Origin of the sequence: Pseudarthrobacter sp. SORGH_AS 212, assembly GCF_030818145.1 — a bacterium.
In the GTDB taxonomy this organism is placed as follows: Bacteria; Actinomycetota; Actinomycetes; order Actinomycetales; family Micrococcaceae; genus Arthrobacter.
On the sequence record NZ_JAUTAA010000001.1, the window covers coordinates 2,955,512 to 2,977,517 of the forward strand.

Genomic DNA, 22,006 nt, shown 5'->3' on the forward strand with positions numbered 1-22,006 from the left:
GTGGTCAGGAGGCGGTGGCGGGTGATGCTGCAAGGGCAAGGGACGCGGCCAGGAAGCCGATGGCTTCATCCTGCATGGCCGCAGTGAAGACGTGCCCGCCGGGCCAGAAACTTCCGGTGTAGCGGCCGCCGGCGTTCAGGGCCTCCAAGATTTGGTGGGCCCGGCGCATGCCGCTTTCCGGGAAGAGTTCGTCGGCCAGCGCGTATTGCACCAGGAACCGGGCGGCGGAGCGGCCCGTGAGTTCCGGCCAGTCGCCCAGCTTCCACAGGCCCGGAGTCTGCAAAAGCCAGGAGTGGGCGTCCAGGTAGGCGGGCAGCAGGGATTCGAAGGTGGTCATCATGCAGGTCACCACCGAGGCGCGGATGCGGGGACTCAGGACGGCGAGGGTCAGGGACCGGCCGCCGCCACCGGAAAAGCCGACGCAGCCCAGGCGGTCCGCATCGACGCCGAGGAGGTGGGCGAGTATGTCCAAGGCCGCAAGGTCGTCGTGGGCCACCATGCCGGCCAGGCTGGTGCCCAGCAGTCCGGCGGTCTTTGCCACGGTGTCCTCATGGAACCCGGCGGCCGCGTTGTAGTGGTCCGATTCGGAAGGTACGACGCCGTCCTGCCGCCATTGCGCCAGCCGCGCCTCGAGCGCGGAGGCGGTGCGCCACGGGGGCGTTGAGAGGTCGAAGCGGCGGCTGCCCCAGGCGAAGGAGTCATGGGCCAGCACGGCGAAACCCTGGCGGGCGGTTTCGGAGGCGAGGGCCCGGCCGTCATAGTGGCCTGCGCGGGCGGCGGCAGCGGACGGGTGGCTGTCAGGGAGATCCATCAGCCGGTCCGCTCCGCCGAACTTGTTGCCGCCGTGGCAGTGCAGGGCCAGGACGCCGGGCAGGGCCTCTGTACTTCCGGCCGGACGCGCCAGCCAGCCCGTGGTCCGCGGGCCGAAGCCCAACTGCCAGCTGAGCTGGGAGGTGGTGACATCGTCGTGCGTTACCTCCCAGTGCACCGTGACGTCCGGCCGGCCGGATGCACCGGGGACCCCCAGTGCGTCCGCAAGGTCCTGCGCGGCGGGGGTGGCTGCGGTGTACCGCGGATGATCGCGGACATAGGCAGGCCAGTCCTCGTAGCCGGCGATGGCGCTGGGCCTGGAATCCTTTGTACCGGCTGCCACTGGCCTGCCTCCTGTCTGCTGTAGTGCCGTTGGGTGAAGAGGAACCGGCCGCGGTCTGGCTGACCGCGGCCGGTACCGGGCTTAGCCCAGGTTTGAGTTGACCTCGCTGATGACGCCCTTCGCCGCATCCTGCGGTGAAATCTTTCCGAAGAGTACATCGGTGTTGTATCGGTTCAAAACTTCCAGCGTTGAGGAGGAACCTGCCGGGAACGGCTTGGGCGGCTGGACGTTGAGCTCGGCAACGCGGTCCAGGTAGCCGGCTTCCTTTTGCTGGGTTTCCTTCAGCAGGGGGGTGATGCCGGCCTTCAGTTCGGTGTTGGCGGGCATGCCGCGGTCACTCTTGATCTTGCTGGCGGCGTCCATGTTGTTCACCAGGTAGTTGATGAAGAGCGCAGCTTCCTTGGACTGGGCCGACTTGGCCGAGATGGCGTATTCCATGGAGGACCGCAGCCAGGTCCCCGGCTGCTTGCTCTCGCCGGGGAGCTTCACCATGGTCAGCGGAGCACCCGAGTATGAGGTCATCTGGTTGCTCCAGGAGACTTTCATGGCCTGCTTGCCCTGGCCCATGAGCGTCAGTTCCGGCTGGGCGGAGCCGTCTTCGACGGTCTGCGAAGCGGAAGGCGCGCCGCCGGTATCCATGAGCTCCTTGTTCAACTCGAACCACTTGGCGAGGGTGCCCTCGCTGATGCCCATCTTCTTTCCGTCATCCGTGTATAGCTCTTCGCCGCTCTGGCGCGCCCACACGGCAACGAACGAATCATTGGACATCGGCGTGGTGCCAAACGTGCCGGCAGGGGAGTTCTTGCTGATCTTGGCGGCAATATCGACGTAGTCGTCCCAGGTCCAGGTCTCGTCGTCCGGCAGTGGGACGCCGGCGGCTTCAAACACTGTGGGATCAAGGACCATGGACATGGCATTGACGCCAGCAGTGATGGTGTACTGCTTGCCGTCCAGCTGGCCGAGTTCCACGGTTCCGTCGGCAAACTTCGAAGTATCGATCTGGTCCTTGACCTTGTCCAGGTCCAGCAGCACTCCGCGCGACGCGTATTCGCTGGGGTAGGAACCGCTCATGGCGAAAACGTCCGGGGTGGTGCCGCCGGCAATCTGCGTGGCCATCTTGTCCCAGTAGGAGCTGAACTCGGTGTTCTCGCCCTGCACCTTGATGGTGGGGTTGGCCGCTTCGAAGTCCTTAATGACTTCAAGGGTGGTCTTGGCGCGGGAATCGTTGCCCCACCAGGCGAAACGGATGGTCGCGGGATCCTCCGCCGTGCCGACTTTTCCGGCCTGCGGACTGCTGCCACAACCTGTGAGCGCCAAGGCCAGTACGGCTGTTGCAGCAGCCGCCCCCATTACAGACTTCTTCCGACGAAACCTCATTGTCCTGCCCCTCAGGTGGTGTTCTACAGTTGAGTGATGCCCGTTACAGAAAACGCTTTCTCAAAAACTAACAAAGGGCTATACAGGAGTCAAGAAACCGTTTACTTTGGTACGGAGCCGCTTTTTCATCCAGCACCTCCAGCGGCCGGTCCCATCCGGTTTCCACAACGGTTCCAGGACGGCGCGGGGTGCTGACACTCATCGCCCCGGCGATGACCCAATACGTGGAGGCCACGATGACCAAAGGAGACCACATGGCCGCAAAGCAGATACCCAGGGCGCCGCGCCCGGCAGGAATGCCGGTTGCGCCGGGCCTGACGCATGGAGCGGGGGAGCAGCGATGAGCGCCATCAGTGAGCTGAGCTCCCTTAGTCGGCGTAAGGGCAAGGCCACCGCGGAGGAGAAGAAGGCGAACGGCCGGGACAACAAGGCCGCGTACATCTTCCTGTTGCCGTGGCTGGTGGGCCTGGTGGCCATCACCATCGGCCCCATGGTGATGTCCCTTTACCTGTCCTTCACGGATTACAACCTGCTGCAGCCGCCGGAATGGACCGGGGCGGATAACTTCATCCGGATGCTCAGTGACGCCCGGCTGCACAACTCCCTGCGGGTGACGTTCACTTACGTGTTCGTGGGTGTCCCGCTGCAGCTGGCGGTGGCGCTGCTGATCGCACTGGTGCTGGACAAGGGCCTGCGTGGGTTGCCGTTCTACCGCTCGGTGTTCTACCTGCCGTCCCTGCTGGGCGGTTCCGTGGCTGTGGCCATCCTGTGGAAGCAGATTTTTGGCACCACCGGCCTGGTGAACCAGGTCCTGGCCATGTTCGGGATCGAGGGTCCGGGCTGGATCTCGGATCCGGGTACCGCGCTGGGGTCCATCATCCTGCTGCACGTCTGGACGTTCGGTGCGCCCATGATCATCTTCCTGGCGGGCCTGCGGCAGATCCCTGTGATGTATTACGAGGCCGCCAAGGTGGACGGTGCTTCCACGCTCCAGCAGTTCTGGCGGATCACGATGCCGATGCTGAGCCCGATCATCTTCTTCAACCTTGTCCTGCAGATCATCGGTTCGTTCCAGTCGTTCACGCAGGCGTTCATCGTCTCCGGCGGCAACGGCGGGCCGTCGGACTCCACGATGTTCTTCACGCTGTACCTGTACCAGAAGGGCTTCGGCCAGTTCGACATGGGCTACGCGTCCGCCATGGCGTGGGTGCTGCTGCTCATCATCGGCGTCTTCACCGCCATCAACTTCATCGCTTCTAAGTATTGGGTTTTCTATGACGACTAACCTGGAGACGCTGCCCGCCTCGGACAAGAAGTCCGCAGGGGCCGGTAAGCCTACGAACCACCGCAAGCCCCGCGAGTCCCGCGGCACCTTGGCCTTCAGCCGGGCGCAGCGGACCAAAGCGCTGACGAAGCACGCCATCCTGATCCTGGCCGGCGGCCTGATGATCTACCCGCTGCTCTGGATGGTTGTCTCATCCCTGCGGCCCAACGAGCTGATCTTCCGCGAACCGGGACTCTGGCTCAACAGCCTGGAGATGAGCAACTACACCTCGGGCTGGTCCGCGCTGACCCACCCGTTCGGCCACTACATGATCAACTCCGCGATCGTGGTGATCGGATCCATCCTGGGCAACCTGATCTCCTGCTCCATGGCCGCGTATGCCTTCGCCCGGCTGCAGTTCACCGGCAAGAAGCTGTTCTTCGGCATCATGCTGCTGACCATCATGCTGCCGTTCCACGTCATCATCGTGCCGCAGTACATCCTGTTCTCCCAGATCGGCTGGGTAAACACGTTCTGGCCGTTGATCGTGCCGAAGCTGCTGGCCACGGACGCGTTCTTCGTGTTCCTGATGGTCCAGTTCATCCGCGGCATCCCGAAGGACCTTGATGAAGCTGCACGCATCGACGGCGCCGGCCACCCCCGGATCTTCCTCCGGGTCATCCTGCCGCTGATGGTCCCGGCCCTGGCCACCACCACCATCTTCACCTTCATCTGGACCTGGAACGACTTCTTCGGCGCCCTGATCTACCTCACGGACCCCGATATGTTTACCGTTCCCGTGGCACTGCGAGCGTTCGTGGACTCCCAGTCCGCCACCAGCTGGGGCTCACTGTTCGCGATGTCCATCGTGTCCCTGCTCCCGGTGTTCCTGGTGTTCCTCTTCGGCCAGCGGTTCCTCATCAAGGGCATCGCCACGACCGGCATCAAGTAACCGCACACGGTTCACGCACTACCTCGGAACGGCCCGCCCCTCTGTGGCGGGCCGTTCGCCGTTGCCCGCCGCAACCCGCTACTGAATTGAGACAAAAGATCTTGGCCCGACATCTTGTACTACAAGTTATGCACTTGTAGCATTGCATCTAGAAAGCGTTTTCCCGGACGTCAGTCCTGAGTCCCGAAAACGCCCTTCCGCTCGCATCACAGCACTTACGAGCATCATCCCCAGCACCACAGATCAACGAAGATCGGAGTACCCAGTGCCGCTATTCCCCCGTCCTGCAGCTGCCCGGCAGCCTGCAGAGACCCCTTCCTCCCGCCCGGCCCGCCGCTTCCGCAAGACGGGCGCCGTCGCCGCGGCAGCCGCCGTCGTCATGGCCCTTAGCGCATGCGGCGGGGGATCCGCCCCGCAGAGCGCCGACGGAACGGTCGAGCTCCGGTTCTCCTGGTGGGGCGGCGACAAGCGTGCCCAGCTGACCCAGGAAGCCATCAAGCAGTTCGAAGCAGAGAACCCCAAGATCAAGATCAAGCCGGAGTTCGGCGACTGGAGCGGATACTGGGACAAACTGGCCACCCAGGTTGCCGCCAACGATGCTCCCGACATCATCCAGATGGATGAAAAGTACATCACCGAATACTCCAGCCGCGGCGCGCTGCTGGACCTGTCCAAATACGACATCGACACGTCCAAGCTGGACGAAGCCGCCCTCAACGCCGGCAAGGGCGACGACGGACTGACCGGCATCCCCGCCGGCATTAACGCCGCCACCATCCTGGCCAACCCCAAGGTGTTCGAAGCCGCCGGTGTTCCGCTGCCGGATGACTCCAAATGGACGTGGGAAGACTTCGGCCGCATCGCCGCCGAGGTGACCGAGAAGTCGCCCAAGGGCACGTATGGAGCCGCAGCCTACGGCACCGATGAGGCTTCGCTGGGAGTCTGGCTTCGCCAGAACGGCAAGTCCCTGTACACCTCCGACGGCAAGCTCGGCTTCGAGCCCAGCGACATCAGCGAATGGTGGGCATTCCTGAAAGAGCTCAGCAAGAACAAGGCAGTGCCGTCCGCCTCCGAGGTGGTTGAGGCCGAGGCAGCACCGCTGGACCAGAGCGGCCTGGCCACCGGCAAGAACGGGCTGGCTTTCTGGTGGTCCAACCAGGCGCCTGCCCTTGAAAAGGCATCCGGTGCGGATCTGAAGATCCTGCGGTTCCCCTCCAAGACCGGATCCTCGGCCGACGCCGGGCTTTGGTACAAGGCATCCCAGTTCTGGTCCGCCTCTTCGCGGACCAAGCACCCTGAGGAGACCGCCAAGTTCATCAACTTCCTGGCCAACAACGTCAAGGCAGGCGAGACCCTCCTGGCTGACCGTGGCGTATACCCCAACGCGGAAGTCCGTGCTGCGATCGAATCCAAGCTGACTCCGGCCGACGTGAAGGTGGTCAAGTTCATCGACCAGATCAAGGACGAACTTGGTGAAGCTCCGGCCCCGCCGCCGAAGGGTGCAGGCGCCATCCAGGAGATCATCAAGCGGTACACCTCCGAGGTGCTCTTCGAACGGCTGTCCACGGATGAAGCAGGCAAGAAGGCCGTCGACGAGATGAAGTCGGCCATCAGCAGCTAATCCCGCAACAACCAGATTTCACGCCGCCAACACGGCTCTGGACAGCCTGGCAGGAAGCCTCCTCCGGCCAGGCGTCCGACGGCGGGTGGCAGCTCCGTCCCGGCAGGAACCTTTGGTTTCTCCCGGGGCGGAGCTGTTTAAGCCGGGGCTGTTAAGGTCGTCGTCGGCTATCCGAAGGGCCCCTTGACGTGTTGCGCGCTGGCTCGCCCTGGAAATTCAGTCAGTGTGTTCCTGTGTCAGGGAACGCCGGTTTGGATGACGCGGCCGAGGACTTGGACGGATGGTTGTGGGGGTGGCTGGTTGGCGGGTGCCCGCGTGGGGGCTCGTGCTGGCCCTGCGCGTTTGCCCGGGCTGCTGGCGTGGGTGAAGGGCGTCCCGGGGAGTGGTGGTGCGGTGGAGTGGTACGTGTGGCCGGTGGGGGTTCGGAGTTTTACGGTGTGGCGCGTGACGTGCCTGACCCGGGGTGGTCCGTCAGGGAAGCATGTGGGGTCCGTCAGCGGCGCCGTTACGGGTACTGGGACGGGTGTTGAACTCCAGCCGGGGCTGTCTTTGGTGTGGTTGCAGGCTTCGCAGAGTCCTTGGCCGTTGGAGGCTGTGGTGTTGCCGCCGTGGTGCCAGGGGGTGATGTGGTCGTGGTGGCGGATGGGTGCGTCGCAGTACGGGGTGCGGCAGGTGTCGTCGCGGATCTGGAGGAAGCGTTTGAGTCCTGCCGGGAAGAGCCTGGCCTTGGCGTCCAAACCGACGAGCTCCCCGCTGCCGGGGGCGGTGTAGAGCCGCCGGACCCAGACCGGCAACCCGGACCCGGGCTGGTCTCCGGTGATCAGTTCGCGGGCCCATTGGGCGGGGACGATGCCGTAGCCGGTCAGTCGGGCGGGTTCGGTGTCGGCCTGGAGGAGGGTGCGGTCGGTCATGAGGAGCTGGACCTGAATCCCGTTGATCCCGCCCGGGGTCCCGGTGGCCCGTTCGACGAGGGTGTCGGCCATGATCTGGCCCTTGGACCGTCCGTCCCCGGAGGCGCGGAGGGTGTCGGCTTCTTTGGTGAGGGCCGCGTAGGCGGCGACGCCCTGGGCAACGGGCAGCAGCGCGGTCAGGCGGGCCATGGTGTCCGGCGCCGGGCGCAGGCTGACCGTCCTTGCCCCCACGGCTGTGGCGGCCCGCCGGGCCACCGACGCAGGATCCCGCCGGTACGCGGCGGCCTTAACCGCGGAGATGATGGTCCGGTCCCCGGCACCATCGAAGACGCCGCTATCGGGCGCGAGTTCCGCATCCACCCCCGCCCGATCCTCGGGTGAGAGGCAGATGGTTTCCCTCACGACCAGGGTGGTGCGCCACTCACTCAACCGCCCGGACCGGAACGCGGCGAAGGTGTGGGGCATCCCGGTCAAGGTTTTCGCCAGTCCCAGCAGCCGCCCGCCCCGGGCCGGGGATTCCCGCCGCGCCAGCGCCACCTGCGCCCCGACCCCTACGCCAAGCTGATCAGCGGGAACACCGGCGGCAGCCTGCTCCCGCCGCTGCGCCAAGTCAAAAGCCACAGTGATCTCGGCCTGCCTCGCCGCCGCCACAGCCTTCACATCCTCAAACTGCCGGAGCTGATCGATCATCCCCGCACCATCACCAGCAACCGGCACCACCGCCAGGACCCTCAACACATCAGCAACACTCAGGGCACCACCACCCGAGGGATGGTCGGCAACAGGTCGGCGCCCCACACGCGAGGAAACATGGGCAGCCGAGACAAGGGCGGTGGCCTGCGGTGCGCCGGCAGGAGAAGGAACATCCGCAACCGGAGCGGGCGCGGCAGCTGGGCGGGCGTGAGCACTAAATGGGATACGGGCAACTGAAGCAAGGCCAGAGATGCTCTCCAAAGCAGGTGGCGCGGTGGCAGCTGCATGCCCCGCCTCCATTCCCGCCACGCCAACCGTCTCCATGACCAAAGTCTTCCAGCACCCACCGACATTTCCGACGGCCCCAAAGCCCTATGTGGAAACCTCCCGACGATCTCAAGGCAGGCACGTGCAGCAAGGAAAGGGGCGGCAGATGACGACGGCCAAGTACCTCCGCCACAGCAGAACGGCGGCGCCCAAGAAGGCACCGCCGTCGTACGTATGTATGGACCGAAGGTGCCTAGCCCTCCCTGATCACCGCAATGCTGCCCGCCGGAACGGAGCCGCCAAAGGGCTCGCCGGTCAGCAAATCGGTGCCGGTGGCCGAAACGGCGGCGGTGGAGCGGGTGTGGTTGATGGCGAACAGGAAGCCCTGCCCGTCGTCCGAGCGCCGACGGACCAGCTCCACGCCGGCGTCGGCGGCGGCCGCGGGGGAGACACCCGATTCGGCGAGCAGCCGGTCCACCAGTGCGTCGACGCCGTTGCGGTCGGGGAAGGTGGCAAGGTACCAGGCGGCGCCGCTGCCCACGGACCGGCGGGTCAGGGCTGGTACCCCCTCCAGCGGATACTCCGTGAAGGCCTGAACCGCTTCGGCGCCGGCCAGGTGCACGTGCTCGCTCCACACCGAGGAGACGGTGCCGTCGTCGAGCTTCAACTGCGATCCGGCCAGCAGCGGGTGGAACTCTTCCACCCGCACGCCCAGCAGGTCCCGGAAAGCTCCGGGGTACCCGCCGAGCCGAATATGGTCCTGCGGGTCCGCGATCCCGCTGAAGTAGCTGACCAGGACCGTGGCGCCGGCGGAGGCCGCCTTGGAGATGTTGGCGGCATCGGCGTCGGACACGGCATAAAGCGTGCAGACGAGCACCAGGTCGTAGCCCTCGAGCGGCGCCGACGGGTGGACGATGTCCACAGAGACGCCCTTCAGGAACAGGGACCGGTGGAACGCCCGGAGCAGGTCCAGGTACTTCACGTCGATGCTCGGCTTCGAATCGATCTCGCTGGCCCACCACGCCTCATAGTCGAAAACGATGGCCGCCCGGGACTCCACCCGGGAACCGCGGACCGGTTCGAGCAGCTTCAGCGCCGCGCCCAGGTCCACCACCTCGCGCCATACCCGTGTGTCCCGGCCGCCGTGCGGCACCATGGCGGAGTGGAATTTTTCTGACCCCGCGAAGCTCTGCCGCCACTGGAAGAACATCACGGCGTCCGCACCGCGGCCCACGTGCGCCAGCGAGTTCCGGAGCATTTCGCCGGGCATCTTCGGCTGGTTGCGGGGCTGCCAGTTGACGGCCGACGTCGAGTGTTCCATCAGGATCCACGGGTCGCCGCCCGCAATGCCCCGGGTCAGGTCCGCGCTGAACGCGAGTTCAATGTGCCGTTCGGGGTCGGCGGCCACAAGGTAGTGATCGTTGGCGATGACGTCCAAATCCTTGGCCCAGTTGAAGTAGTCCATGGATTTCGTGGCGCTGGAGGCCATGAGGTTGGTGGTGCAGGGAATGCGCGGGGTCACCTCCCGGAGTACGGCCACGAGTTCGCGGTAGTAGTCCATCAGGGCCCAGGAATTGAAGCGCTGGAAGTCCAGCTGCTGCCCGGGGTTCAGCGTGCTGGGGGCAACTGAGGGCGGCAGGATCTCTTCGAACGACGCGTAGTTCTGGCTCCAGAACGCGGTGCCCCAGGACGCGTTGAGGGCGCCGATGGTGCCGTAGCGCCGTTCCAGCCAGCGGCGGAAGGCGGCTGCGTCCTCTTCGCCGTAGAAATCGGAAATGTGGCAACCCAGCTCGTTGTCCACGTGCCAGAGCGCCAGCGCAGGGTGGTCCTTGTAGCGTTCGGCAAGGACTCGCGTGATGCCCGTGGCGTAGCGCCGGTAGACGGCCGACGACGGTGTGTAGTGCCGCCGTGAGCCCGGTCCCAGCACGGTTCCGTCAGCCGTGACGGGCAGGATTTCCGGATGCTTGCGGACCAGCCACGCAGGGGGAGCGGCGGTTGCTGTGGCGAGGGCGACCTTGACGCCGATGCCTGCGAGGTTGTCCAGCACCTCGTCAAGCCAGCCGAAATCGTACTGGTCCTCAACCGGTTCCAGCAGTGCCCAGGAGAAGATCCCGACGCTCAGGAAGTTCACGCCGGCTTCCTGCATCAGCTCAAGGTCCTCCAGCCGGACGCTCACGGGCCACTGCTCGGGGTTGTAATCGCCGCCGAATCCGAGGCCTTCGACGTTGCTCCAAACACTTGCCGGACCGTTAATTTCCTGCGTTGCCATGGGACTCCTATGTCTGCTGAACCAGTGGAACGGGATGGGAAAACCTGTGGATTGGAAAACGCTTGCCCAATTCCCGGAATGCCGATATTGTATCGTTTCAGAAGCCGTGTAAGCCAGCTCACTACTTACGTTGTAGATGAGATCAGGGATTGCACACATTGAGCAAGGAGGCTCCCGTGATCAACAGAAGGCATTTCCTTACAACCGTAGCCGTCGGCACCGCATCTGCCGGCGTACTGGCGGCCTGCGGAACCGGATCCAGCACCTCAGGACAAACCGGTTCGGCGGACAACCCCGTTACCATCAACTACACCTGGTGGGGCAACGACGACCGTGCCGAGCGCACCCGCAAGGCCATTGCCCTGTTCGAATCGAAGAACCCGGACATCAAGGTCAACGGCAACTTCACCGACTTCGCCGGCTACTGGCAGAAGCGTGCCACCGAAGCTGCCGGCGGCGGCCTGCCCGACGTCATGCAGTGGGACCTGTCCTACCTGCGCGACTACGGCCAGCGCAACCAGCTGCTGGACCTGGGCACGGTCAAGATCAACACCGATGCCTTCGAAAAGTCCCTGCTGCCTTCCGGCCAGATCAAGGGCAAGACCTACGGCATCCCCACCAGCACCAACGCGTTCGCCGTTTACTACGATCCCGCCAAGCTGGCCTCCCTGGGCATCGCCGAGCCGGACGGAAGCTGGACCTACAAGGAATTCAACACCTTCCTCACCGAGGTGGGCAGCAAGAGCAACGGTGCCCTCTTCGGCGGCACTGACTACACGGGCGTCTGGTGGATGTTCAACGTCTGGCTGCGGCAGAACAACATCGAGGCCTTCACCTCCGAGGGCAAGCTCGGCTTCAGCAAGGACGACCTGAAGAAGTGGTGGAACCTCACCGCTGATCTTCGCGGCACCCCCGCGATCGTCTCCGAAGAACGCGTCACGCAGCTGGCACCGAAGTCGCCGTTCGGCTCCAACGTCACCGCAACCGAGGTCACCTGGGACAACTTCATGGCCGGCTACCTCGGCGACAGCGGCGCAAAGGAACTCAAGCTCGTTCCGGTCCCCTCCGATGACGCGGACAACCTGGGCCTGTTCCTGAAGCCGTCCATGCTGATGGTGGCCAGCGCCAAGACCAAGTTCAAGGACGCTGCTGCCCGCTTTATCGACTTCATGGTCAACGACCCCGAAGTAGGCCAGATCTTCAAGACCTCCCGCGGCGTCCCCGCGTCCAAGACGCAGCGCGACGGCACCACCTTCGAGGGTACGGACAAGGTTGTGGTCGACTACGAAACGTCCATCTCGCAGTACCTCAAGGACGCTCCCGAGCCGCCCATCGTCGGCTTCGGCACGCTGGAGACTTCCTTCAAGCGCATCGCCTCGGACCTGAACTACGGCAAGCTGGACATCAACGGTGCCACCGACGCCTGGTTCAAGGAAGCCGAAGACCTTATCAAGCAGAATGCCTGATACGGGCTTCACAACTGACGGACTGAACTCGTGACTCAAAGCCCAACCCTGAGCAGGCGATCGACGCAATCCGGTCCTGCCCCGCTTCGCAAGTCGAGGCGGGGCGGGGTGGATGCCCGCGCCGGCTACACTTTCCTGCTGCCCTGGCTGCTGGGATTCATTGCCCTCACTGTTGGGCCGATGATTTCCTCGCTCTACCTGTCCTTCACCAACTACAACCTGTTCGAGCCGCCCAAATGGATCGGGCTGGATAACTACATCACCCTGTTCCAGGACGAACGGTTCCTGCAGTCCGTCGGGGTGACCGTGGGCTATGTGGTCTTCGGCACCCCGCTCAAGCTCGCCGCCGCGCTGGCGGTGGCGATGCTGCTCAACAGCAAGCGCCGCGGCCAGGGCTTCTACCGCTCCGCGTTCTACGCCCCCTCGCTGATCGGCGCCTCGGTATCGATCGCGATCGTGTGGAAGGCGATGTTCGGCGATTCGGGCCCGGTGGACCAGGGCCTGTCCTTCTTCGGGATCAACCTCGGCGGCTGGGTGGGCAACCCCACCATGACCATGCCGATGTTCATCCTGCTCACGGTGTGGCAGTTCGGTGCACCGATGGTCATCTTCCTCGCAGGGCTCAAGCAGATCCCGAACGAACTCTATGAGGCAGCGTCCATGGACGGTGCAGGGCCGGTACGGAAGTTCTTCAACATCACCTGGCCCATGCTCTCCCCGGTGATCTTCTTCAACCTGCTGATGGAAACCATCCACGCGTTCCAGATCTTCGCGTCAGCGTTCATCATCTCCAACGGTGAAGGCGGCCCGGCCGGTTCCACCCTCTTCTACACCCTCTACCTGTACCTGCGCGGCTTCAGCGATTTCCGGATGGGTTACGCCTCGGCGATGGCCTGGCTGCTGGTGATCGTGGTGGGCATCATTACCCTGATCTTCTTCAAAACGTCCAAGTCCTGGGTCCACTACAGCGGTGATTCGAAATGACAACCATGGCAACGCCTACCCAGTCCGCACCGGAGACCGGAGCCCCGGTATACAACCCGAAATCCGAGTCTGTCGGCGCCAAACGGGCCAAGAGCACCGTCTTCCACCTCGCGGCCCTCGTCCTGACCGGCATCGTGCTGTACCCGGGCCTGTGGATGATCGCCTCGGCGTTCAAACCGAACTCCGAGATCGGCGGCGGAAACACCTCGCTGTGGTCAGAGAACTTCAGCCTCGATAACTTCGTCACGGCCCTGGACGGCATCGGCGGGGTCTCCACGATGCAGTTCTTCACCAACTCGCTGATCCTGGCCCTCGGCGCGGTGGTGGGCACCATCCTCTCCGCGTCCGTCTCGGCCTACGCGTTCGCCCGGATCAAGTTCCCCGGCCGGAGCGTGTTCTTCGGCATGATGATCGCCACCCTCCTGCTGCCCTTCCACGTGGTGATCATCCCGCAGTACATCATCTTCCAGCAGCTGGGGCTGGTGGATACCTACATTCCGCTGTTGATCGGCAAGTTCCTCGCCGCCGACGCGTTCTTCGTCTTCCTCATGGTCCAGTTCATGCGCGGCCTGCCCGCAGAGCTCGACGAAGCGGCACGGATCGACGGCGCCGGGCACGTACGGATCTTCGGCTCCATCATGCTCCCACTGATGAAACCGGCCCTGATCTCCACCTCGATCTTCTCCTTCATCTGGAGCTGGAACGACTTCCTCGGCCCGCTGCTCTACCTCAACACCCCGGAAAAATACCCGCTGCCCCTCGCGCTGAGGCTCTTCCAGGACCAGACCCAGTCCTCGGACTACGGCGCCATGATCGCCATGTCCGTCCTGGCCCTGCTCCCGGTGCTGATCTTCTTCCTGATCTTCCAGCGCTACATTGTTGAAGGCGTCTCCACCCAGGGCCTCAAGGGCTAACGGGACAAGGGAGCACGACGGAAATGAGCATCATGGACCGCACCATACCCGCATCGAACCACCACGAACCCATTCCGGTAAACCGGTTCGCCCTGTTCTCCGAAACCCTCCTGGCAGGGGTGCTGGTGCTGGTGCTGTCCCTGCCCCTGGTGACGATCCCCGCGGCCTACGCGGCGGGGATCGCCCACCTCGAGCGGCACCTCGACGGCCGGGACGATTCAGTCCGCGGCCTGTGGGGAACCTTCAAAGCTGCCCTGCCCGGCAGCTGGAAACTTGGCGCGCTGACGGCCGGAGCCGCCGTCGTCATTGTGCTGAACCTGCTGCTGGCCTGGGTGGGCCAGCTGCCTGGCCGCGAAGTGGTGCTGCCGGCCACGCTGATCCTGGCCGCCTGCGGCGCCATCCTGCTGCTGCGTACTGCCGCGGCCTGGTCCGATTTTCCGGGTGACCGCACGCACGCGAAGGAGCGTTGGACGTCCGCGTTGGGAACGGGCCGCGCGTTGTCCCTCAAGGACTGGTCCGGCTCGGCCCTGCTCGCAGCCGCACTGTTCGGCGCCGCGGTGTTCGTCTGGATGCTCGTGGCCCTTTTCGTGGTGGTCCCGGGCACCCTGGTCCTCGCCTCGGCAGCGGTAAAGATCCGCTCGGCCCGCCACACCTGATCCACCACCGGCTCAACCGCACCACCACACCTTCCGCCCCACAACCGAGTTGAGTCAGACGTGCCTTCCGACCGCCCGAATTCCGAGCAGTCCGTCCATCTTTCCCACGACAGCCAACCGCGGTGGTACCAGCCGCTGACCAGGCACAACTACAGGCTCTTCCTGGGCATGCAGGTAGCGGGCAGCGTAGGTGTCTGGATGCAGCGCCTCGCCCAGGACTGGATGGTGCTGCAGCTGACCGGCAGTCCCGCGGCCGTAGGCGTCGCCGTCGCCCTCCAATTCCTTCCGATGCTGATTGTCGGGCCGCTGTCCGGGCTGGTGGTGGACCTGTTCCCCAAGCGCCGGATCATGATGGTCTGCCAGGCCGTGATCGTGGTCCTCGCCCTGGGCCTTGCCGCGTGGGTGGCCAGCGGAACCATCACCGTCTGGGCCGTGTACGCGAGCTGCGTCGCCTTGGGCATTACCTCCGCCATCGACAGCCCCGCCCGACAGGTGTTCGTCAACGAAGTGGTGGGCGACGCCGCCCTGCGTCCGGCCATCGGCCTCAACAACGCGCTCAGCCAGCTCGGTGCCATGGCAGGGCCCGCCCTCAGCGGGGTGCTGATCGCGCAGGCCGGCCCCGCTGCGGCATTCGCCGCGAACGCAGCCATTGGCGTGCTGGTCCTCGGCCTGATCGCGGCCATCCGTACGGCTGAGCTGTTTCCCGGCATTCCTGCTGCCCGGGGCCGCGGACAGCTGCTGGCCGGCTTCGCGTACGTGCGGGAGCGGCCCCGGCTGTTGCTCCTCATCCTGCTGGCGGGCCTGCTGGGTGCCTTCGGTATGAACGGGCCGGTGGTCCTCGCAGCCTTCGCCGAGCGTGTGTGGCACAACGGCGTTGAAGGCTTCGGCCTCTTCAATACCGTCAGTGCCGTGGGTGCGCTTGCCGGTGCCCTGCTCGCGGCCCGGCTCCGGAACATGGGCCGCCGCGGGATTGTGGCCGCGGCCGGACTCTTTGGACTGTCCCAACTGGTTGCGGCCCTCATGCCCACGCTTCCGCTGTTCATCGCCATGCTGGTGGTGGTGGGACTCATGACACTCCTGTTCCTGACGAGCGCAGCCACGGCCGTCCAGCTCGAAGCCGGCCCCGCCATCCGCGGCCGGGTGATGGCGCTCTACCTGCCGCTTTTGCTGGGCGGGCACGCCCTGGGCGGCCTGCTGGCCGGGTGGCTGACCGAACAGTTCGGTGTCCGCGCCGGACTGGTGGTTACGGGTGGACTGGGGATGCTGTCCGCCGCTGCCATCGGCTTCCTGCTGTGGCGGCACGGCAGGGCTGCGAAGGCCCGGGAGGCCGGGTTGACGGAGTCCTGAGCAGTCCTTGACGCGTGCGCGGGATCACACCTACGCTGTGGGAAACCGGTTTCTATCGGCTACCAGCATCCCGACGCCAAAGGACAAACGATGATGTTTCGCGCCCGAAAGCCCCTGCTGCCCAAAGCGGCCGCCGCCGCGGCCGTCCTCGCCCTGACGCTGACAGGCTGCGGAGGATCGCCGCAGGCTTCGGACGGCCCGGTGACCCTGCGCTTCAGCTGGTGGGGCTCGGACACCCGGCACAAGATGACCGAAAAGCTGATCGAGGCGTTCGAGGCCGAGAACCCCAATATCAAGGTCCAGGGGGAGTACGGCGACTGGAGCGGCTACTGGGACAAACTGGCCACCCAGGTGGCGTCGCAGGATGCCCCGGACATCATCCAGATGGACGCCGCATACCTTGGCGAGTATGCCGGGCGCGGCGCGCTGCTGGAGCTCAAGGACGTTGACCTTTCCAAGTTTGACCAGCCCGTGGCCGATTCCGGCAAGGTGGAGGGCAAGCAGTACGCCGTGACCAGCGGCGTCAACGCCATGGTGGTGATGGCGAACCCGGCGCTGGTATCGGCCAGCGGCGTGGCCCTTCCCGATGACAAGACCTGGACCTGGGACGAGCTGGACAACACGGCTGCCGCGATCACCCAGGCCAGTGGCGGGAAGGTGTACGGCACCGGCCAGGTCAACTCCGACGCTGCCGCCAACCTGTGGTTCCGGCAGCACGGGAAGTCACTCTTCACCAGCGACGGCAAGCTCGGCTTCGATGAGTCGGACCTGGCCGAATGGTACGAATACCAGGCCACGATGCGGGACTCCAAGGCCGTCCCGCCGGCATCGGTCATCACCGAAGACGCTACCGCCTCGATCGACCAGCAGGGACTGTCCACCGGCAAGTTCGCCATGAACATGTATTGGTCCAACCAGCTGGGTGCCCTGAGCAAGGCCTCCGGGCAGGACCTGGAAATCCGCCGGCCGCCGAGCGTGGACGGCAAAGCAGCCGATGCGCAGCAGTTCTATAAGTCATCCATGTTCTGGTCTGCCAGCTCACGCACCAAGCACCCCGCCGAGGCCCAGAAGTTCATCGACTTCGTGACCAACAACGCCAAGGCCGGCGAAATCGGGCTGGCAGACCGCGGCATCCCCGCAAACTCCGATATCCGTGCGGCAGTGGTTTCCAAGCTGACTCCGGCCGATGCCAAGACCGCGAAGTTCATCGATGAGATCTCCAGCGAACTGGGCGGCGCCGTACCGGTTCCGCCAGCCGGAGGCAGTGCAGCGGTGGAAGCCCTTACCCGCTACTCCCTGGAAGTCCACTTCAACAGGCTGTCCCCGCAGGACGCCGCGAAGAAGGCCTTGGAAGAAGCCAAGAGCGCGCTGCTCTAACGGTGGTTGAGCCCCGCAAACACCCGCGTGTTTGCGGGGCTCATCCACGGGATATCGGCTAGGCCTGCGGTTCGAAGCTCCAGGTGCCGGTCTGCACGCGGAAGTCGCGCGTCGCGCCGGTGTTCGCGCCGTCCGGGAGGGAACGCACGACGGCGGCATCCGGCGTCGGTCCCTTAATTCCGTAGGTGCCGGCGGGCAAACGGACCACCGCTGTGACACCGGCGGGGACGGTGCATTCCAGCTCCACCAGGCCGTCCCTGCGGCGCCAGCTGGCCTCCGCGTAGCCGCTGGCCACCGGGGCACTGCCGCGGGCGTGCTCCAGCCGGCACCATGGCGGCTCGATGAGCAGTTCGCCGCCACCGGGGGACTGGAAGCGGATGCCCAGAAGGTGCTCGAGGATCTCCTTGACCACCGAGGCGGACCAGGCGTGGGACTGGCTGTAGTCGGTACCGGGCTCCAGGTCCCAGGCCTCCCAGGTGAACGTGGCGCCCCGTTCCAGGAGCTGCGCCCAGCCGGGCTGGTCGCGCGACGTCAGGAGGTCCAGGACCGAGTCTGTCCTGCCCTGTGCCAGCAGCGCCCGGACCAGGCGGTGGACCGTCAGTGGCCCCTGCTGCATCCCCAGGTCCGCTATCCGCCGGGCGTCGGCCTCAGCACACCCGGCGTCCGTGATGCCAAGGGACAGCGGGAACGACGCCGCGTGCTGGGAGGCATGGGCACTGGGGGAGCCGTCGCCGTGGAGCCCGTCCACCATCACGCCATCCACCCGCAGCCGGGCACGGATGGCGGCCGCCAGCGTGCGGGCGGCCTCGGCATAGGGGACGGCGGTTTCGTGCTCGCCCGCGAAGCCGCAGAGCCGGGCGGTGGACAACAGAGCGGAGTAGGCCTGGACGTTGACGGTGGTCTTGGCGGTGCACTCCATGTCGTAACCGAAACGCCCCGGTGCCGGCCAGTCCACGATGCCGTGCAGGTAGGGGCCGGAGCCGCCGCCCAGCCTGGTGACCAGTCCCGCCGTCGGGCCTTCCGCCGGAATGTACCGCAGCGCGTAATCGGCCGTATCGCACAGGTGCGGCAGCAGCTCCCGGATCAGGGCCAGATCGCCGGTGCGGTGGTGGTATTCCTCGGCCCACTCGGGCAGCATCAGGGAGAAATCGGGGATGTCGCGTTTGCCGTCACCGTTGGGGTAGACCGCGTTGTAGCGGCCCTTGTCCTCGCCTTCGGCCCAGTACCTGCCCGCCGACCAGCCGAACTCCCGCAGCGCCTGCGCCGTGTAGGCGTGCTCGCCAAAAAGTGACATGGTGGCGTACGAGATGTTCACGGCGTCCGCCAGGAACTGGCCCTTTTCCCGGGTGGGGGTGTCCACGAACTGCTCCTGCACGCCGTACAGCGCCGAGTGACGCAACAGGCCGAACACGGCGTCCAGCGTGGGGTCCGAGCTGCTGAAGCTGCCTTCGCCGGGGTGTTTGCCGTGAACCACGACGGCGCCGAGCCGGGACACGTCCGCGGCGTCCACCCCGGGAAGCTCCAGGTAGCGGAAGCCAAGGTGCACGGTGGCCCGGTACTGCTGCGGCCCGGCGGCCTGGGTGTACGGGAAGGACATGTCGGTGTTCTGGGTGGGCGTCTTGCCGGTATCCACGCGGCCGTCGTCCCGAAGCGTGTAACCGGCACGGATCATCACCGTTCGGCCGGCCACGCCGTCGAGGAAATCCACCTCGGGCCGGCCGGGAAGCACCTGGCCGAAGTCCGCCACCAGCGTGCCGTCATCAGCCGTCAGGAACGCGCGGGGCGCAACGAATTCCTCCGACATGGACGTCCGCCGCGGATGCAGCGCGGGGATTTCGGGGGTGGGGTGGCTCCCGCAGCCGACGGCGGGCGGCAGGTCCTGCAGGGCAGTGGCGGCCAGCGCGGCGGCGGCCTGCCCGTCCAGGTGTTCAACGGGGTCGCCTTCGTCGTTCCGGTACCCGGACTGGCGGTACGGGCCTTCAGCGGCGCGCCAGCCCGGCCCCGAACCGAACACGTCGCGGCGGCCGTCCACATAGTCCACGCTCAGCCGGACCAGGAGGCCGGGAAGGCCCGCGGCCCGTCCCTGCCCCGGGCCGTACCAGTGCAGCAGGGCCGCCAGCGGAACGTCCGCGCCGTCCGGTCCGGACGGCTGGGCCGCCAGCAACTCCGTCACGTCCGCGGCATCGTAGTAGCCCTCACCGGGGTAGCCGAAGGATGTGGTGGCGAGGCAGGGGGTGCCGGCGAGGGACAGCTGGGCATGGTGCTGGGCAGCAGCGTAGAGCCGCGCCCGCCGCACGGTGCCGCTGAGCCGGACCGAGGTGCGGAACAGGGTCCATTCGTCCGGCTGGCGGTGCGCGGTGGTGCGGGCCCAGTGCGCCAGGGCAGCGCGTGCGTGGTCTTCGCCGGCATCGAACCGGTGGTCCAACAGGACGGTTCCGGTGCCTGCGCTGGTGCCAGGCTCGGAAACCCGGAGGCACGCGTACTCGGCCTGGCTGCGCGGGCCCTGGTGGAGGGCAAGCCTGCCGGTAGTGCCGGCGGGGAGCGGCTCCTCGAACGCCAGCAGTTCTTCGCCCTCGAGGGAGGCGCGGATGGTCTGCCCGTCATCGGTGACTGTCAGGTCCTGCCACGTGCCCGGAACCAGGTCCTTGCCCGGGAGGCGTTCCTGCCGGACGGTGTGGGTGCGGTCTGCGCTGGCCCTGGCCAGGACGGGGGTGTCCGGGGCCGCAGCGGCGGGAATGTCCCACTGCGGCACCTGCCGCAGCAGCAGTTCGCCGGCCGTGTTGAGTTCGAGCAGCAGCCCGGTTCCCGGACCGGTGCTGCGGATGATCAGGCCGGTCCATCCCATCACGGGCCGCACCCGCGCCTCCAGCCGGAAGCCGCGGACCGGCGGGCACGGAAGGGGCAGCCCGGGGGACCCCGCGACCCGGAGGGCGTTGTCCAGGATCTCCAGCGGGGCGCGGCCGCCCGGGGCGCGCCTGATCCAGTCGGCCTCCCAGGCGGAGTCCGAAAGCCCGGTGCCGAAGGTGCGCCAGCCGGACCACGCGCCCGGGGCGCCGGCTGCGTCGCGAAGGCGCACCCGCCAGCCATAGTCCGTGTCGTCGTCGAGCACGGGCCCGCCATAGGTACCGCGCTGCGAAGCTGAGGGTACGTCGCCGGAGCTCCACACCTGGCGGCCGCCGGCGTCCTGCACGGAGAGTTCGTACGCCGTCTGGCTGGCCCGGGAGGGATCGGCGCGGTCCGGCTGGTCCAGCTGCCAGCTGAAGGTGGGCCGCCCGGAGGCCGTAAGGCATTCGGCCAGGCCGTCGGTCAGGAGGCCGGTGGCGAGCAGAGCCCCGGCGGCTTCCCGTGCTGTGTCCGCTGACGTGGGGGCCGTGCCGCCTGACGGAGACATCAGGCGGACGGAACGGGGAAGGAAACCGGTGCGGACGTGGCCCAGGGGAGCCTCAGCTCGCTGAACGTTGCATGCTCGCGGCCGGCACGTTCCAGCGCGTCCTCGACGTTGGCCACCACGGCGTGGGCTGATTCGCCCTCGCCCTGCCACTGCACGTAGGCGGGGTCGATCGGCGCGGGCAGCGGCGCAGTCCGGACTGCCTCCAGCACCAGCATGAACGCCCCGCTGTCCGGCAGGGAACTCAGCAACGCTGTTCCTGCGTTGCGGTGCTCGAGCAGGTTCTCGGTGAGGTCGTCCCGGCCGTAGGTTTGCTCGGTCTTGCCGGAAGCCGTTTCCACCACCAGCCGGTCCTCGGTGTAATGGAAGGCCGCACTGCCGGCGGAGCCGTGCAGGGTCACGTACGGTTCAACGGATTCGGTGGCGCAGATGGTCAGGGCGCAGGTGATGGGCAGGCCGGCCGTGGTGCGGATGCGGATCACCGAGGTGTCGTCCGATTCGATGTCATTGGCCCGGTACAGCTCGGTTTCCACGGACGCGACATCCGCAACGGTGCGGGCGCCGGCGATCCGCAGCGCAGTTGCCACAGCGTGCGCGAGGGGGTTGGTGGCCACGCCGTCCACCACGTCCACGCCGTTGATGCTGCGCTTGCCTGCCCAGCGGGACCGCTTGTAGTAGGCCCTGTCCCGGACCCAGCGGCCGGTTGCGGAGATCCCTTCAAGGGTTCCGATGGTGCCGGCGGCCAGGAGTTCCGCGATTGCCGCCAGCGCATGCGAGCCGAGGCTCTGGAAACCGATCTGGACGCCGTGCCCGGAAGCTGCTGCGGCGTCGCACAGCCGGTTGAAGTCCGCCAAAGAGGCCACGGGCGGCTTTTCCAGGTAAAGCTCGGCATCCGTGGCCAGGGCAGCCAGCGCCAGCGGGGCATGCGTCTGGATGGGGGTTGCCACAATGACGACGTCCAGGTTGGCCGTTGCGGCCAGCAGGTCGTCCAGGCCCCGGTGCACAGCGGCCGACGGCGGCACGGAGCCGGGTGCCGGAGGCTGCGGGTCCGCGACGGCCGCCAGCTCGACGGCGCCGGCTGCCTGCAGCCGCTCAAGGTTCCGGAGATGGTGGGTGCCGAAGCCGTGCACGCCTACCAGCGCGATCCGGGCTGCCGGGCCGGAGCCCTGCGGCCCGTTCCGGAGTCCTGCCGGTTCGGCCGCTTCACCGGTAGAAGCGTTACCGGCGGAAACGTCGGGAAGGTGGGTGCCAGCGGACGTTCCCATGGTTCTCCATTCTGCCCTCGAGGGCACGCTTACAGGGGCGCGGGCTTGGTGCAGCAAGCGCTTTCCAACCATTAGTGTGCGCCACCCGGAGCTGCAGAGTCC

15 protein-coding genes are annotated in these 22,006 nt (G+C 66.2%); 9 read left to right on the top strand and 6 right to left on the bottom strand.

Going from position 1 to position 22,006, the window contains the following annotated elements; translation table 11 throughout:
• Positions 1-4: 4 nt before the first annotated feature.
• Together QE394_RS13490 and QE394_RS13495 are read right to left on the bottom strand one after the other, a co-directional pair.
• Positions 5-1,153 carry an acetylesterase gene (locus tag QE394_RS13490; protein ID WP_349034772.1) on the bottom strand — a complete coding sequence of 383 codons (1,149 nt, stop codon included), beginning with the start codon at positions 1,151-1,153 and terminating at the stop codon, positions 5-7.
• Positions 1,154-1,234: 81 nt separating this feature from the next.
• Positions 1,235-2,503 (bottom strand): extracellular solute-binding protein, encoded by a 1,269-nt coding sequence (locus QE394_RS13495; protein ID WP_349034773.1) that lies wholly within the window; start codon positions 2,501-2,503, stop codon positions 1,235-1,237.
• A 367-nt stretch (positions 2,504-2,870) separates the two neighbouring features.
• Between QE394_RS13495 and QE394_RS13500 the strand changes: the two genes are divergently transcribed.
• The 3 genes from QE394_RS13500 (at position 2,871) to QE394_RS13510 (ending at position 6,367) form a co-directional block, all read left to right on the top strand.
• Positions 2,871-3,815 (top strand): sugar ABC transporter permease, encoded by a 945-nt coding sequence (locus QE394_RS13500; RefSeq protein WP_056078309.1) that lies wholly within the window; start codon positions 2,871-2,873, stop codon positions 3,813-3,815.
• Positions 3,805-4,746 carry a carbohydrate ABC transporter permease gene (locus QE394_RS13505; RefSeq protein WP_015938286.1) on the top strand — a complete coding sequence of 314 codons (942 nt, stop codon included), beginning with the start codon at positions 3,805-3,807 and terminating at the stop codon, positions 4,744-4,746. Before QE394_RS13500 ends, QE394_RS13505 begins: the two co-directional genes overlap by 11 nt.
• Before the next feature lie 265 nt (positions 4,747-5,011).
• Complete coding sequence (locus QE394_RS13510; RefSeq protein WP_056078313.1) at positions 5,012-6,367, top strand: extracellular solute-binding protein; 1,356 nt, start codon at positions 5,012-5,014, stop codon at positions 6,365-6,367.
• Positions 6,368-6,603: 236 nt separating this feature from the next.
• On the opposite strand, the gene QE394_RS13515 is transcribed toward QE394_RS13510, so the two are convergent.
• Together QE394_RS13515 and QE394_RS13520 are read right to left on the bottom strand one after the other, a co-directional pair.
• Positions 6,604-7,968 carry an HNH endonuclease gene (locus QE394_RS13515; RefSeq protein ID WP_349034774.1) on the bottom strand — a complete coding sequence of 455 codons (1,365 nt, stop codon included), beginning with the start codon at positions 7,966-7,968 and terminating at the stop codon, positions 6,604-6,606.
• A gap of 523 nt (positions 7,969-8,491) precedes the next feature.
• Positions 8,492-10,507: a beta-galactosidase gene (locus QE394_RS13520; RefSeq protein ID WP_349034775.1), complete on the bottom strand. Its 2,016-nt coding sequence runs from the start codon at positions 10,505-10,507 to the stop codon at positions 8,492-8,494.
• A gap of 176 nt (positions 10,508-10,683) precedes the next feature.
• On the opposite strand from QE394_RS13520, the gene QE394_RS13525 reads away from it, so the two are divergent.
• From QE394_RS13525 to QE394_RS13550, 6 genes are all read left to right on the top strand, one after another.
• Positions 10,684-11,973 (top strand): ABC transporter substrate-binding protein, encoded by a 1,290-nt coding sequence (locus QE394_RS13525; RefSeq protein ID WP_056076336.1) that lies wholly within the window; start codon positions 10,684-10,686, stop codon positions 11,971-11,973.
• A 30-nt stretch (positions 11,974-12,003) separates the two neighbouring features.
• Positions 12,004-12,957 (top strand): sugar ABC transporter permease, encoded by a 954-nt coding sequence (locus QE394_RS13530; protein ID WP_056076333.1) that lies wholly within the window; start codon positions 12,004-12,006, stop codon positions 12,955-12,957.
• On the top strand, positions 12,954-13,871 hold the full coding sequence (locus QE394_RS13535; RefSeq protein WP_056076330.1) for a carbohydrate ABC transporter permease: 918 nt from the start codon (positions 12,954-12,956) through the stop codon (positions 13,869-13,871). The genes QE394_RS13530 and QE394_RS13535 overlap by 4 nt, the downstream gene beginning before the upstream one ends.
• 23 nt (positions 13,872-13,894) lie before the next feature.
• On the top strand, positions 13,895-14,527 hold the full coding sequence (locus QE394_RS13540) for a Poxvirus protein I5 (protein ID WP_349034776.1): 633 nt from the start codon (positions 13,895-13,897) through the stop codon (positions 14,525-14,527).
• 60 nt (positions 14,528-14,587) lie between these two features.
• Positions 14,588-15,874: an MFS transporter gene (locus QE394_RS13545; RefSeq protein ID WP_349034777.1), complete on the top strand. Its 1,287-nt coding sequence runs from the start codon at positions 14,588-14,590 to the stop codon at positions 15,872-15,874.
• 90 nt (positions 15,875-15,964) lie between these two features.
• Positions 15,965-17,251 (top strand): sugar ABC transporter substrate-binding protein, encoded by a 1,287-nt coding sequence (locus QE394_RS13550; RefSeq protein ID WP_056076320.1) that lies wholly within the window; start codon positions 15,965-15,967, stop codon positions 17,249-17,251.
• 58 nt (positions 17,252-17,309) lie between these two features.
• Here QE394_RS13550 and QE394_RS13555 read toward each other — a convergent pair whose 3' ends face one another.
• Both QE394_RS13555 and QE394_RS13560 read right to left on the bottom strand, forming a co-directional pair.
• The gene (locus QE394_RS13555; protein ID WP_349034778.1) at positions 17,310-20,642 is read right to left on the bottom strand and encodes a family 78 glycoside hydrolase catalytic domain; all 3,333 of its coding nucleotides are present in this window, start codon (positions 20,640-20,642) and stop codon (positions 17,310-17,312) included.
• A complete protein-coding gene (locus tag QE394_RS13560) occupies positions 20,642-21,904 on the bottom strand; it encodes a Gfo/Idh/MocA family oxidoreductase (RefSeq protein WP_349034779.1) in 1,263 nt (420 codons plus the stop codon). Before QE394_RS13560 ends, QE394_RS13555 begins: the two co-directional genes overlap by 1 nt.
• Positions 21,905-22,006: the final 102 nt, after the last annotated feature.